This is a genomic window from Porphyromonas canoris (assembly GCF_000769115.1).
GTDB classification, from domain to species: domain Bacteria; phylum Bacteroidota; class Bacteroidia; order Bacteroidales; family Porphyromonadaceae; genus Porphyromonas_A; species Porphyromonas_A canoris.
Window position 1 is genome coordinate 37749 of the sequence record NZ_JQZV01000010.1, and the last position, 13777, is coordinate 51525.

A 13777-nucleotide genomic window follows, 5' to 3' on the forward strand; every position below is an offset into this window, starting at 1 on the left:
CAATGAAAAGTACATTTTCAGTTTTATTCTTTATCGACCGTAGCAAGGCGAATGAGCAGGGGCTATGTCTTATCCGCTGTCGCATTTCTTGTAATGGCAAGACCGCTTCGTTCTCTACCAAGCAACAAACAGCCCCCGAAGATTGGAACGCTCAGAGGGCAAGAGTAAAAGCAAGCACCCCCACGGCTCAAGGCATCAACAACGCACTGAATGCTATCGAACAAGGACTGAATGCACTCTATGAACGCATTCTCCGAGAGGAGCAATACATCACAGCCGAGTATCTCAAGGAGCAGTTTCTTCGTAAGGAAAAGCCTCAGCAGTCCATCTTAGAGCTATATCAAGCGGTCTGCGAGGCTAAGAGGGCTTATGAGGATAAATCTCTCAGTAAAGCTACCATAAGAGCCTTTCGGGATAGTCACAAGAGCTTTGCTCGCTTTTTGGCTTCGAGGGGGCAAAGCGGATGTATGCCCCCCGAGGTGACCAAAGGGTTGATTGAGGATTATCGGCTCTATATGCTCCGAGATTTAGGGAATAAGGTAAGTTCTGTTGCCAACCGCCTCAGACACCTGCACCAAGTTATTCGCAGAGCTTTGATGGAGGGTGTCGTGAGAGAAGACCCTTTTGACCTCATCGACATAGACACCCCTGCCTACGAACGCAACTCGCTCAGCGGTGACGAACTACGAAAACTTTTGGCTTATCGTCCGCATCGCTCTGTGGATAATCATATCAGACTGATATTCCTCTTGGGCTGTTTCACTGGCTTGGCTTTCTCTGACCTCAAGAAATTGCGGATGGAGGACATCTATACCCTCAGTGATGGACGCAGATATATCTCGCTCTACCGCACCAAGACGCAGAATTGTTGTATCGTACCATTGCTCCCCATTGCCGAGGAGATTCTCGCCTTTGTAGGGCAAGGACGCTCAGAGGGACTATACTTCCGAGAGTTTCCCGTAAACAGCCACTTCAATCGCAAAATCCGTGAACTACTCATCAAGGCTGGATGCTCGCCACATACAGAGGCGAGTTCGCACACAGCACGGCATACCTTTGCCACAACCATCTGTTTGGAGAACGGCTTGCCGATTGAAACGGTGAGTAAGATGTTAGGACATCGCTTTATCAGCACCACAGAGCTATATGCCAAGGTCAGCAAGCAGAAAATCGCCAAGGAGATGCTCCCACTGATGGGGAGCGAGCAGACGCAGACGCTTCGCAAGGCTCTGAGGGTTTGCCCACCACGCAAGCGAACCACTGCCAGCGAAGCCGAGCCGTCCACCGCCTAAGGTCGTCTTCATTTCGGGCAAAGGTACAAGGGCGCTCTGTTTGCCCATCAAGGTCAAGTCCTGCGGAGGGAGGGAAGAATCTCCACCGCAGGACTTCTTGTATTCTGGCGGTCGTATTCCTTCCCTCCCACCTTGCTCGGCAAGACCTCCCTTTGTGGAGAAATGCCCGAACGAATACGACATACTCAGGCTCTTTGGACGCAAGCAAGGCTTAAAGCAGAGCATAATCTGTTTGCTCTTTTATAAGGCGAGCCTTAATAGGCTCAATTACCTCATTCTCGACAAGTAGGAACGAGCCGACTCCTCATCTCATTACCGCAAGTAAGCCCTTTCTTAGACTGCTCCTTTGCCTGCCTTTTCCCTCGTTTTCCTTGCTCCTCCTGAGGCTCTTGAGAGCTACACGCTTAGCCCTAATTTTGCCTCCAAAAGAAAAGGCAAGCGAGAGCATCTGCCCCGACTTGCCATCATATAGAAACGCAAATTAAAACCAACCGAAGCAATGAAAATTATCATCGTAGAGGGCAAAGCGTGGGAGCAGCTCCGCTCCACCTTTGCCGACTTCATCCACCGCACGGAGCAGCTCATCGGCAATCCCCCCGAAACGGAAGCGTGGCTCGACAACGAAGCCGTATGCCGTAGGCTGAGCATCAGCAAGCGAACCTTGCAGACACTCAGAGATACGGGCAAAATCCCCTTCTCTATGGTCGGACACAAGTGCTACTACAAAGAGAGCGACATCACGAAAGCACTGAACGCACAAACAGAATGAATACACTATGGCAGAGAATGAAATCATCACAAGCAATAGTCCTCAGATGCAAATGTTTTCTCAACTGATGAAGGGACTATTAGCTAAGCTGGAGCGTTATTGCGCCTCGGCTCGCCCGATACTAGACGGAGAGGTGTTTCTCACTGGTGAGGAAGTCTGCGAGCTACTCAAGCTCAGCACACGCACGCTCCAAGAGTACCGAAGTAATGGCACTTTAGCCTATTACAAGATAGGAGGTAAGATACTATACAAGCAGAGCGATATTCAAGCGATGCTCGAAAGGCATTATAACCCCATTCTAACAGTCAGAAAGTAGGATTAGACCGACTCAAGTCAGCATAGACTTAGGTCAGTTGGTCAATTGGTCAGTTAGTCTATTTAGACCAACTCCCAGAGAAACTCAACTAACAACCTCTAAACTTAGCTTTGAAGTCATATAACGACCTATGAAATGACCTCTAAACTCAATCTTGAAACTATAGAACAAGCTATGAACTCAAGAACTATATGACCAACTGAATGCTGAGCCATCAGCGATTGAACCTACCCCTCTTTTGTGCATAGCAAGGTGTGTCTTTGTACCACAAATTGTCATTTGTCACACAAAGACCCTTGCCCCGATAGGGGTATCAATCACTCCGAAGTCGTGATTAAAGAACAACTAAACCAATGAAAAGAAAGCATACAGACAAGTCAGACGGCAGATGTGCCACCTGCCCACGATGGGACAGATGGCACATCAGAATACCCAAGCCCGAAGACCAGCAAAAGCTCATTGAGCTATACCGAAAGTCGGGAGCAAAGACCAAGAGCGACTATGTCAGAGGACGGCTATTGAACGAATCCTTTAAGGTCATCACAGAGGATAAATCCTCTGAGCCGTATTTAAGAGAGCTGGGCAACATCATCACTAAATTGAGGATCATCGGTGTGAGTTACAACGAAGCCGTTAAGACGCTCAACAGCTACCACTCGGTCGCCACAGCACAAAGAATGATACAGCAGCTCGAAAGATACTCCGCAGCTATCATCAAATTACAAGTACAAGCGATACAGCTGACAATGGCATTTGATAATCAAGCCAAGAAGGCTAACTAGTTATAATCTGTTTAACAATAGCCTACCATTTCTTTGATATATGTGGATAGAAATCGTCTTGCCCCCCATTAATGATGTGATACAACCTATATGTACTTATAGATGTCTACATGCTTTTGTATTCTGTACAGACTTGTATGTATATATACGAAGACAAGTCTGAAATTCGTTCTCTCTTTTCAGCATTTTGGGGTAAAGTTGCTATTCTAGACAATATTGCAAGTCTAGAATGTAGCCTATTTGAGGAATCAAATTTAGGCATACATAGATTTGACTTTTTCAGACTAAATCCGTTAGTTTTAAAGGTCGCATGTATATAAGAGCGGACTATAGTACTATTTAAAATAGCATTTATGTAGTGAGACTCATCTTCTGATATAAAGTTCCCTTTAATATCTTGGCTTATTATTATGGTATGCTTTACACAGATTGCTTGTTTGAGTTCTCCCCAAGGGGTATGCACTGGGCGAATAACACTAGAGCAAAAGTTAGAATTATCTCTTGCAGCGACAATGAAAGGGGCAAATGTATATGGTCCAATCTTTGATAGTGCATAAAACTCTTTACCACGATGCATATTTTTACTTTTATCGGATTGCTGTTCCAATAGTTCTTTATGTTTGCAGAAGTATGTTGCTAGCTCTTCATTCGATTCTAACAACTTGTCCAATGGTATTGGGAGGCTCGTATTATCTTGGTTATAGGGGATAATATGGAAGTTATTGTCCCAGTTCACAGAATATGGAGTAATTGCTGGTCCTTCAATCATCGGATAAAGAAGTTCAACAGGGAAATCCCACCCATTTACAGGGATATTATCTACTTTATATTTAGACGCCTTTAGTATTTTGTTTTTGAAACGATAGTGGTTGGGCTGATTTGAACAACCTACACCAACCATTTTAAAAACCTCAAAAGGTGTTGATTCAACTCCTGTTCTATAATTGTAGAATGTATCACCAATGATAGCAGAAAAATCAAAGCGAGCAGATACATATGTGAATTGAGTTGAATTCTCGGCTAGCTGTCTAGCTGATACCTCTTTTATATCTAAATACTCTTCCGCATCAATGAATGAAGCACAATTATTGATAACTAAGTCGTTTACTTTGTCTTTTTTTGAGATAGAACGAACTTTGACTCCATCTTTATAGTCTACAAATTGAGATGAATAATAGTAAGTATTGAAGTCTTGGGATACAGACTTTTTCCCAACTTTGAATGGTCTCAGAGGTGCACACCAGCGGTCAAGTTTCTGCAAATAAAGTCTCTCTTTTTTTTCATCATCAATGTAGAAATTACGAAATTCTTCATATGAGTTCTGGGACATCAAACTATCAGGCATAAGAAATGCAAGAATACCATTGCGATGTAACCAATTCGTTGCCGCAACATTGGATATAAGGGCGCAGATGTTTAACTGAGCTCCACCATACATGCCATCATTGCAGAATATATGCCTAATATTGCAAAACTCCTTAATTTTTTTGGTGTAAGCACTAGGAAGATGTTCCCATTTTACCCAAGGTGGATTTCCTACGATTAAATCATGCTTCTGCAACCTAGCAATAAGCATAAAGTTGGTCGTTATACGTATCCAAATACCATCCCATTTGTTTTTATGGAGCTTTACTAGGTCTACTGCCAACTTTTTTACCGACTCCATCAGAGTTACCGAACTCTTTTCCTCTTCACTAAAGCCCTGTATAATGCTTTTGTAAAGAGCTTCTGGACTCTCGGCTTTCACGAGTGCTTGTAAGTTACTCATATTTTTTCCAAAATCAGCTTTGTTGACAAAACTGACAGGTAATAGTACCTTTAACTGCCCAAACTTATTGTTGTTTATTGCATAACGATAACAGTCTACTCCATCGACACTCTCTCTGATAGGAACAATTGCAGAGTCTCCGAGGAATATGGGTATTTCTACGTCTTCAACTTCGCAAAATTGCTGAATAGCAATATAATAACTGACGCGTGCAGATAATACAGAGAGGGGATTGATATCAATACCGTGTACTCTGTTAAGGATAGAATTCAATAACTCTTTTCTCTGACTTTTTGATAGCTCGTTTATATCGATATTACCTACGACTTTTTTGATTAAAGCAATAATGAAGATTCCAGAGCCACAACAAGGGTCAATTGCCGTCCATTGTGTTTTGGTTATTGTCGTTAAAGCCTCTGTTACTACACAGTCTGCAAGCCATTCAGGAGTAAAGTATTCACCCATTGAGTGTCTCACAGACTGAGGAATTATGCTCATATATAAATCCTTGAAAATATCTATAGGATTATATTTGACATTAAGAGAAAAAGAAGAATAGTCATCTAATGTTTTTATAATTTCTCTGATATCCTTCCAAAAACCTTCAGACCATTGACTGGAATCAGCATACCAAGAGAAGAAATCTCCCTCTAGAAAATTTCTAATCTCTAAACTTGTGTATGAGTATCCGTCTTCCATTTTTTGGAAGAATTTTTGAGTTTTATCAAATGCCAGAACGGACAAGTCGTGATATTCATGAGTTTCCTCATTGAAATTTAGCTTGTCCACAACTTTACAGGCTATTAGCTTTACTATTATAGCATAAGTTGTTTGCAAGGCGAATAATGCCTTATACTCCGTTTCGGTATTTGATATGTTACAGTCAAAAATGAGAGATAGATCCTTTCTTCTTTTTGCAATATCATTACTTTTACCATTATCTGCCACAGATAAGTGCATTAGCTCCTTCCATTCAGAGTACAACATCTCAGACTTTTCTGTGATGTCTGATGTTAATTGATTGTATAGTATTTTTGCAATTTTCTTTGAAACGGATAATGACTTTGGTGATATCGAGAAGTCCTTTACGATATTAGATGGATCAAATTTCTTTGATTGGTTATTTAGAATAGCCTTAACAATTCTGTCAATATCATCCACAGTTATAGTCCTCAGAGCTGTATTTCTAACAACATCACCTATAAATTGAAAATAGGCAACTTTTATTCCATCCGTTAATATAGCATCATATCTGATATTTTCATTTTTATCAATAGCAATAAGATAATCCTTTACTTGCTCAAATGCAGATGTGATTTGTTTCTCTGTTGTAAGTTTGGTGTGATGTTTATATTCAATAATTATATTATTAACTACGGCATCTAAACGCCCATGACCACTTTTGCGAGATGAAAGCCCTTCGAATTTATGCACAATACCTTCTATTGGGGATTCTTTGCTAAAAGATAGTTCTATCCCTAATTGGGATCTAACAAGGTAATATATCTCTCTTTCAAAAATACTTGAAGTATCTGCTTCACTATTAGATAGCTCACAGTTCCTTACGATTTTCGTAAGGACAGAATCTATCAGAGAACGGTATTCCCCACTCTTCAGCCATCTTGATATGTTTGAATAGTTGCTCATTGCTATGTCTTTATCAAAGTTCTTTTTTATATAAATTGTCGGCTTTAACTCCAAGATATATCTACAAAGGTACGATATCAAGGAGCTTATAAGCGAAAGATTTAGGGAATTATTTATCAGAAACAACGATTTTCTTTGATTTCAGTCGTTTTTCATCGGATAATCAGTACCTTTGCGAGTAAGAAGTAAGGGATATTTGTAAAGTTGCAAAACCAAGAAGCAAGAAGTACTTCGCTCGTTTCTTATTCGTTCCCCTTAGCCGAGTAGACACATTACTATCTACTCAATATCAACCCATTAACTCTCTACAATCGGATTTTATGCGGAGATCTGCGATTTTCGTACAGCTAAGGACATCGGTATCGACCGACCCGAGAAAAATGAAATCCTACACAACATTCTACCAACACCTGAACAGGAGGATTTTATCAAGCGATTGATGGAGTTCGCCAAGACGGGCAATGCTACCGTCTTAGGGCGTGAGCCCCTAAGCGAACGTGAGGAAAAGGCGAAAATGCTTATCGCAACTGATTACGCGAGGAGAAGATATACAGATGAGTATATATAGCAGAAAATCAGAAGAATGAGTCTTTGTAAATGGGAAAGGGGTTACGACTTGTCAACGAGCGAGCTTCTTTCCCTTTCTTTCTTTTGCAATCTCTCAATGAACACCTATTTTGATATTGCAAAGGTAGTTTATTTTGAGCAATAAAGAGTGCCTTAACTTGTTATAAAATTGAATTATATACCATTTTTATGGCGTATAATTCATCCTTATTGGAGTCACTTTAGTATCTTTGCATCAAAATATTGTAGCTCAACAATGAATAGGAACTTAAATAGAATAAAAGCTGTATTAGCGGATAGAAATAAAACTAGCAAATGGCTTGCAGAACAGTTGCATAAAGATCCTGCTACTGTTAGCAAGTGGTGTACTAATGCTAGCCAGCCTTCACTTAAAACATTGTTAAATATATGCAAAGCCCTGAACGCAGATCTTAGGGAGGTTGTATGTATTGAGTTTACGGATGAAGGTATGTCTTATGAAAAGAATGAAAACTAAGAGAAAGTGATGCAAGATATAAAATTACAGATACATACCCTCGTTAAAAAGTATGAACAAAATAAAGACTTTTATTGCTCTTCGAGATTTAACGAAACAGAGCTTCGTAGCCAGTTTTTAGATCCTTTGTTTGAGGCGCTTGGCTGGGATATCCGTAATGTATCTAACCGTAGTACTAATGAACGAGAGGTTCTCTTAGAGGAATCACTCAGAGAAAATGCATCAACACACTCCAAAAAACCGGACTATACATTTCGTCTATACGGAGAACGTAAGTTTTTTCTTGAAGCAAAAAAACCATGCGTACGGATTGAAGAAGATAATGAACCTGCAAAACAAGTTCGAAGATATGGATTTACAGCTGGGCTAAAGATATCAGTTCTTTCCAACTTTGAATACCTCTTTATTTATGAAACTTCAAGTCCTGTAGAAGATAATGACTCCCTTACCAAGTATCGAATCAAGGAATATCACTATACCTCCTACGAAGACGCTGCAGAGGAGTTACTTAAATATTTAGGTAAGGAATCAGTGTATAGTGGGCAATTTGACTCAGAATGGAAAGATATCGTACTAAATATTGATCATAGATCTATTGACAAACTATTTTTAGATCAAATAAACAGCTGGAGGAAAATGTTGGGAATGGAGATATACTCCTATGATCCTAACATTGACGCTGACTTTTTGGGTGATATTGTTCAGAGCTATATTAACAAGATTTTATTTCTTAGAGTTTGCGAAGATCGAAATATTGAAACTTATCAGGCTTTGCTTAATATCGCCGAAAATGATAGTTACTCAGCTTTAATACAAAAATTCAGGGAAGCTGACCGAAAGTATAATTCAGGGCTTTTTGATGAACTGCTTTCTGAGAATGTCATTGGACAAATAAGTTCATCATTTTGGGTAATTATCCGTCAATTATATTACCCCGAAAGTCCATATTCCTTTGCGGTTCTTTCGTCTGACATCCTTGGTCGGATATACGAAATCTTCTTGGCTCAGAAGATTGCTATTCAAGACGGAGAGGTTGTTCTCGTTGATAAACCTGAGAACATTGAACGTGATATCGTAACAACCCCCAATTATATCGTTCGTGAGATCTTAAATCAGACAGTGAACGATGTAATTCGAGAAAAAACAGATTTACAGCTAAATGAATTGAGATGTGCGGATATAGCTTGTGGTTCCGGTGCTTTCTTGTTAGAGTTGTATCAGTTGTTGTGTGATGCACTAATAGATTATTATGTAATACATGACCCTTCACAGCTAATTCGAACTAACGTTGATTCATATAGGCTGCCTTACAGAACGAAATGCCGTCTACTTACGAATTGTATATATGGCTTTGATAAAGATTATAATGCTGTTGAAGCCTGCAAATTTGGATTACTACTTAAACTTCTAGAGGATGAAGATTTAGATACATTGTCTGATCAGCATCCAATACTACCCAGGATGGATAATAACATCTTCTATGGTAATAGTTTATTGAGCCCAAGTGATGTGCCCGAGGGGTTAGCTGATGAAATTAATCCTTTTGATTTTGGGGATAGGCAGTTTGACCTGATTGTGGGCAATCCTCCTTATATGAAAACGGAGGACATAAAAAACTTTACCCCCTCTGAAAAAAAATTATACCAAACAGAGAATCGCTATGTATGTGCCCATAAGCAGTATGACAAGTACTTCTTGTTCATAGAACGAGCTCTTACTCTCCTTAAAGAAGGGGGCTATTTAGGCTATATCGTTCCAAGTAAATTCATGAAGGTGGGAGCTGCTAAACCTTTACGAGGACTCATAGCGAATGGGAAGTTCTTACGGGCATTAACTTTTTTTGGTGCTCATCAAGTCTTTGAAGATAAATCAACTTATACCTGTATTATTATCTTACAGAAAGGAGAAAATGCTCGGTTTCAGTATTCAGAGGTAGAGCAATTTGATAAGTGGCGAGTTCGAGAGGAAAGTTCATATACATTCACTTCCAGAGACTCTAATCAACTTTCAGATGAAACTTGGGTTATTTGTACTGATGTAAACCAACATCTCTTTGACAAGATTACAGCTAATGCCAGCCCCCTTGTAGATATCGTAGGGGAAGATAATATCTTTAATGGAATTCAAACTAGTGCAAACCGAATTTACGTGTTTGAACCAGAATCTGAAGAAGACGATTTGTTTACTTTTACAGCATTCAATAGAAGGGTTTATCAGATAGAGAAGTGCGTTACAAAGCCCTATTTTAAGACAACTCAAGGAGAAAATGCTCTGAGTACTTATCGAACTTTTAAGCCCAATGCTCGTGTTATATTTCCATACAAAAAGGATGCAGAAGGTAGGTTAGAGCTTATGTCACTACCCTCAATTGAACAGAATTATCCTTTTCTTCATAGGTTTCTTCTAGATTTCCAGAGTGAATTAGCAAAACCATCAAGAAGTATACAGCCCGCCCCTGTGACTCCTGATGAGTGGTATCGTTATGGTAGACATCAATGTTTAGAAGCCTGTGAAATAAGTGAAAAGATTATAGTAGGAGTATTAGCTCAGTCAGATAAATATGCAGTTGATACACAGGGCACACTAGTTTCTTCTGGAGGTACTGCTGGCTATTGTATGATAAGCCTACCTGAGACTAGTAATTATTCAATCTACTATATTCAAGCTCTATTGGGATCTCTTCAAGGAGAGTGGCTTGCATCTCTTTATGGGGAGATATTTCGTGGTGGATATATTGCAAGGGGAACAAAAGTTCTTAAGCAAATACCTATCAGAACTATCAACTTCGATAATCCTATTGAGGTTTCTCAACATGATGAAATCTCAGAGAGACAAAGAACCCTTATTGAACTTGGAGAGCGGATTGCGAATATGAGAGAAAACCATAGAAGAGCGATTCCTCTCAAGCGGCAATTTAAGGCTCTAAAGGATGAGCAACAAAGGGCAATAAATAGACTTTATGGTCTAACGACAAATGAGGCTTCTAAAATCCCGATAATTAAGAATATATATGCAGCTAATTAAAGATGCAACAAGCCAGAAACTTAGAGGGGCATACTACACTCCCGCTACAATAGCCAATTTTATCTTGCGTTGGGGTATAAATGGAGAAGAGCGTCTTGATATACTCGAGCCAAGCTGTGGTGATGGAGTATTCTTAGAGTGCTTGGCGAATAATAATGTGCCTTATGATAGCATTACTGCCGTAGAATATGAAGCGGAAGAAGTTGAAAAAGCTCGTGCTATTAGATTAGCCAATGCAAATATTATTAATTGTGATTTTCATCAATTCTGTCTTAAAACAGATCTGAGATTTGATTTGGTAATTGGTAATCCCCCATTCATTCGATATCAATATTATGATAAAGAGCAACAATTACTAGCCGATCAAATATTTGAAAAAGCAAAATTAAAGCGCTCAAAGCAGAGTAATGCTTGGGTAACATTTGTTGTTGGTTCGACTCTACTACTACGCAATCAGGGTAGAATGGGTTTTGTAATTCCATCTGAATTACTTATGGTTAAGTATGCACAACAACTTAGAAAATACCTATCCAAAACCTTCAATAAAATAAACATCATATCATTCAAAGAATTAGTTTTTGACGAAATTCAACAAGATGTAGTTTTACTCCTCTGTGAGAAGAATAATACCAAGGAGCATAAAATTGAACATATTGAAGTTAAAGATATAAAGGAGCTTCTGCAGCTTAATCCCTGTGAATTCAATTCACCAACAAAGAAAATTGATTTCTACACAGATAAGTGGACTTACTATTTCTTAGATCAAAAGGAGCTTGACCTGTTGGAGAAGATAAAGACAGGTAAGGGAAATACCATTTCAACTTTTGCCAATATTGAAGTTGGAATTACAACAGGTGCTAATAATTACTTCACGGTATCAGATAAGATTGTACAAGAATATCAACTATTTCAATATGCATATCCGATGGTCGGACGAAGTATACAAGTAAGTGGAGTTTCTTTTACAACAGAAGACTGGGAAGAAAATGTTAAAACAGGGGCTAAGGCATACCTCCTTGCATTCCCCAATGAATTCAACGGTAAAGATACTGATGGCATAAAACATTACATAATGCATGGAGAGAAACTCGGAATTCACAAGGGTTACAAAACTGGCATCCGAGAACAGTGGTGGGTGGTGCCTTCCATAAAGCTCTCGGATGCCTTCTTCTTGAGGAGGAACAATATTTACCCCAAATTTGTCTTAAATGAAACTGGTGCATACACTACAGATACTATGCATCGAGTATTCATCAAAAATGGAGTAAACAAGAAAGCCTTTATCGCAAGTTATTACAACTCTTTATCATTTGCCTTTTCAGAAATTCTTGGTCGAAATTTTGGAGGAGGCTGTTTGGAGCTTATGCCAAGTGAAGTCGGTGAGGTATATTTACCCTATCGAGTTGAAAACGAGCAGATATTTGAACATATCGATGAGTTATTAAGAGCCAAGGCAACCGCTGAACAAATCCTAGATTTTACGGATGACTTTATTCTATGTCAAGGGATGGGGTTAAGTGCTGAAGAAGTACGGCTTGCTCGATCTATTTGGCATAAAATACTCAATCGAAGGTTGAATCGATAAAGACTGCTGTCGCTGGATAATAAAGAATTCGTGGATGGTTCTATTGAAGCTATTACAGTTTATCGGAAGTAATGAGATAAAAGTCAATATCCCTTAGTTGTAAGTCGTCACTATTGAATTATCTCCCTCCTTCTATATGCAAGAGTTAGCTGTATCGCCTGCATCTGTAGCTTAATGATCGCTTCCGAGTAGACTTCGAGCTTGCGGATCATTATCTGGGCAGTTTTAACCGAATGGTAGCTGTTGAGCGTCTTGACGGCTTCATTGTAGAGAATCCCTATTCTTCTTGTTAGGGCGACAATACTGTTCAACTCTCTGAGGTAGGGTTCGGCAGTCTTATCCTCTATAATGACCTTAAAGGATTGATTCAAGAGCTGTCCTCTGAAGTAGTCGCTCTTGGTCTTCGCGCCCGACTTTCGGTACAGCTCGATGAGCTTCTTTTGGTCTTCGGGGTTCGGTATTCTGATGTGCCATCTGTCCCATCGTGGGCAGGTGGCACATCTGCCGTCTGGCTTGTCTGTATTCTTTCTTTTCATTGGTTCGTTTTTCTTTAATCACGACTTCGGAGTGATTGATACCCCTATCGGGGTAAGGGTCTTTGTGCGACAAATGACAATTTGTGGGACAAAGACACACCTTGCTAATGTCAAGATGGGGATATATCCCTTATCTGAACACTTGCACCCATTGAGTGCAGGTATTCAGATGGGCTTTGAGTGCTAAACACGCAAGACATTAGAGTTTCCGCCACACTTCTACGTCCTCTTTGTACTGTTCGAGATGCTCTCTGAGTATTCGCTCCACATAGCCCGAGATTGTCGCCCCACGTTCTCCTATTCTGCGAACAACCAAGTCTAAGCTCTTGAGCGTTTCTTCGGATACATAGACCGCCTTGCGGTGGCTGATGCGTTGGGGCTGGAGGTACTTCTCTTGAAATTGGGCGAGTCGTTCCCTTTTTTGAGCTAAGCCTTGCTTGACGACAGGCTCTTCGATTTTGGGCGGTGTCGGAGCTTTACTCGGCTGGGCTTGGTGCTGGGGCTTAGGCTTCGATGGCGGATTTTGAAGTAATGAAGCAAACTTCTTGCTGAAGTTGGGCATACCATTCTCATCATCGTCTTCCTCATCAGGGTCAAAGGCGAGTTTAGACCTATTCGGGTTAATTCCATAGTTCCCCAGCCGTTTCAAACCCTCGCTGAGGATTTTATCTTTCTCTTCTTGTGTCATACTATCTCTTTGTTAGAATGGGGTTATAATGCCTTTCGAGCATTGCTTGGATGTCGCTCTGTTTGTAGAGTATCTTACCTCCTATCTTGTAATAGGCTAATGTGCCGTTGCTACGGTACTCTTGGAGCGTGCGTGTGCTAAGTTTGAGTAGCTCGCAGACCTCTTCGCCAGTGAGGAATACCTCACCGCCGAACATCGGGCGAGCCGAGGCACAATAACGCTCCAGCTTGGCTAATATACCCTCCATCATCTGCGTAAACAGCTTCATTTGAGGGTTTTCACTTGTAATGATTTCATTCTCTGCCAT

11 protein-coding genes and 1 pseudogene are annotated in these 13777 nt (G+C 40.2%); 8 read left to right on the top strand and 4 right to left on the bottom strand.

Annotated features, from left to right (window positions below; translation table 11 throughout):
• The first annotated feature begins 2 nt into the window (after window positions 1-2).
• The 4 genes from HQ43_RS05035 to HQ43_RS05050 all read left to right on the top strand — a co-directional run bounded on the left by HQ43_RS05035 (window position 3) and on the right by HQ43_RS05050 (window position 3159).
• The gene (locus HQ43_RS05035; protein ID WP_036790619.1) at window positions 3-1292 is read left to right on the top strand and encodes a site-specific integrase; all 1290 of its coding nucleotides are present in this window, start codon (window positions 3-5) and stop codon (window positions 1290-1292) included.
• 499 nt (window positions 1293-1791) lie between these two features.
• Window positions 1792-2061 (top strand): helix-turn-helix domain-containing protein, encoded by a 270-nt coding sequence (locus tag HQ43_RS05040; RefSeq protein WP_036790622.1) that lies wholly within the window; start codon window positions 1792-1794, stop codon window positions 2059-2061.
• Between the two features lie 7 nt (window positions 2062-2068).
• On the top strand, window positions 2069-2377 hold the full coding sequence (locus HQ43_RS05045) for a helix-turn-helix domain-containing protein (protein WP_036790625.1): 309 nt from the start codon (window positions 2069-2071) through the stop codon (window positions 2375-2377).
• A gap of 353 nt (window positions 2378-2730) precedes the next feature.
• On the top strand, window positions 2731-3159 hold the full coding sequence (locus HQ43_RS05050) for a plasmid mobilization protein (RefSeq protein WP_036790629.1): 429 nt from the start codon (window positions 2731-2733) through the stop codon (window positions 3157-3159).
• A gap of 106 nt (window positions 3160-3265) precedes the next feature.
• On the opposite strand, the gene HQ43_RS05055 is transcribed toward HQ43_RS05050, so the two are convergent.
• Window positions 3266-6574, bottom strand: coding sequence for an Eco57I restriction-modification methylase domain-containing protein (locus tag HQ43_RS05055; protein ID WP_152567487.1), 3309 nt, complete (start codon window positions 6572-6574; stop codon window positions 3266-3268).
• Between the two features lie 316 nt (window positions 6575-6890).
• Here HQ43_RS05055 and HQ43_RS10165 point away from each other — a divergent pair.
• From HQ43_RS10165 to HQ43_RS05075, 4 genes and pseudogenes are all read left to right on the top strand, one after another.
• A pseudogene (locus HQ43_RS10165) lies at window positions 6891-7142 on the top strand (hypothetical protein); the annotation flags it as partial.
• 255 nt (window positions 7143-7397) lie between these two features.
• Complete coding sequence (locus HQ43_RS05065; RefSeq protein ID WP_036790639.1) at window positions 7398-7637, top strand: helix-turn-helix transcriptional regulator; 240 nt, start codon at window positions 7398-7400, stop codon at window positions 7635-7637.
• Window positions 7638-7646: 9 nt separating this feature from the next.
• The gene (locus tag HQ43_RS05070) at window positions 7647-10661 is read left to right on the top strand and encodes an Eco57I restriction-modification methylase domain-containing protein (protein WP_036790641.1); all 3015 of its coding nucleotides are present in this window, start codon (window positions 7647-7649) and stop codon (window positions 10659-10661) included.
• Window positions 10648-12246, top strand: a complete 1599-nt coding sequence (locus HQ43_RS05075; protein WP_036790643.1) for an Eco57I restriction-modification methylase domain-containing protein — start codon at window positions 10648-10650, stop codon at window positions 12244-12246. The genes HQ43_RS05070 and HQ43_RS05075 overlap by 14 nt, the downstream gene beginning before the upstream one ends.
• A gap of 110 nt (window positions 12247-12356) precedes the next feature.
• Here HQ43_RS05075 and HQ43_RS05080 read toward each other — a convergent pair whose 3' ends face one another.
• The 3 genes from HQ43_RS05080 to HQ43_RS05090 all read right to left on the bottom strand — a co-directional run bounded on the left by HQ43_RS05080 (window position 12357) and on the right by HQ43_RS05090 (window position 13777).
• Complete coding sequence (locus HQ43_RS05080) at window positions 12357-12782, bottom strand: plasmid mobilization protein (protein WP_036790645.1); 426 nt, start codon at window positions 12780-12782, stop codon at window positions 12357-12359.
• A 199-nt stretch (window positions 12783-12981) separates the two neighbouring features.
• Window positions 12982-13470, bottom strand: coding sequence for a DUF3408 domain-containing protein (locus tag HQ43_RS05085; protein ID WP_036790647.1), 489 nt, complete (start codon window positions 13468-13470; stop codon window positions 12982-12984).
• Window position 13471: 1 nt separating this feature from the next.
• Entirely contained in the window at window positions 13472-13777 is a 306-nt protein-coding gene (locus HQ43_RS05090) for a helix-turn-helix domain-containing protein (RefSeq protein WP_036790650.1), read from the bottom strand.

Coding starts and splice junctions, on each gene's coding strand:
- HQ43_RS05080 (WP_036790645.1), bottom strand. CDS start 12,782: ATGAAAAGAAAGAATACAGACAAGCCAGACGGCAGATGTGCCACCTGC.
- HQ43_RS05040 (WP_036790622.1), top strand. CDS start 1,792: ATGAAAATTATCATCGTAGAGGGCAAAGCGTGGGAGCAGCTCCGCTCC.
- HQ43_RS05090 (WP_036790650.1), bottom strand. CDS start 13,777: ATGGCAGAGAATGAAATCATTACAAGTGAAAACCCTCAAATGAAGCTG.
- HQ43_RS05035 (WP_036790619.1), top strand. CDS start 3: ATGAAAAGTACATTTTCAGTTTTATTCTTTATCGACCGTAGCAAGGCG.
- HQ43_RS05050 (WP_036790629.1), top strand. CDS start 2,731: ATGAAAAGAAAGCATACAGACAAGTCAGACGGCAGATGTGCCACCTGC.
- HQ43_RS05070 (WP_036790641.1), top strand. CDS start 7,647: ATGCAAGATATAAAATTACAGATACATACCCTCGTTAAAAAGTATGAA.
- HQ43_RS05085 (WP_036790647.1), bottom strand. CDS start 13,470: ATGACACAAGAAGAGAAAGATAAAATCCTCAGCGAGGGTTTGAAACGG.
- HQ43_RS05075 (WP_036790643.1), top strand. CDS start 10,648: ATGCAGCTAATTAAAGATGCAACAAGCCAGAAACTTAGAGGGGCATAC.
- HQ43_RS05065 (WP_036790639.1), top strand. CDS start 7,398: ATGAATAGGAACTTAAATAGAATAAAAGCTGTATTAGCGGATAGAAAT.
- HQ43_RS05045 (WP_036790625.1), top strand. CDS start 2,069: ATGGCAGAGAATGAAATCATCACAAGCAATAGTCCTCAGATGCAAATG.
- HQ43_RS05055 (WP_152567487.1), bottom strand. CDS start 6,574: ATGAGCAACTATTCAAACATATCAAGATGGCTGAAGAGTGGGGAATAC.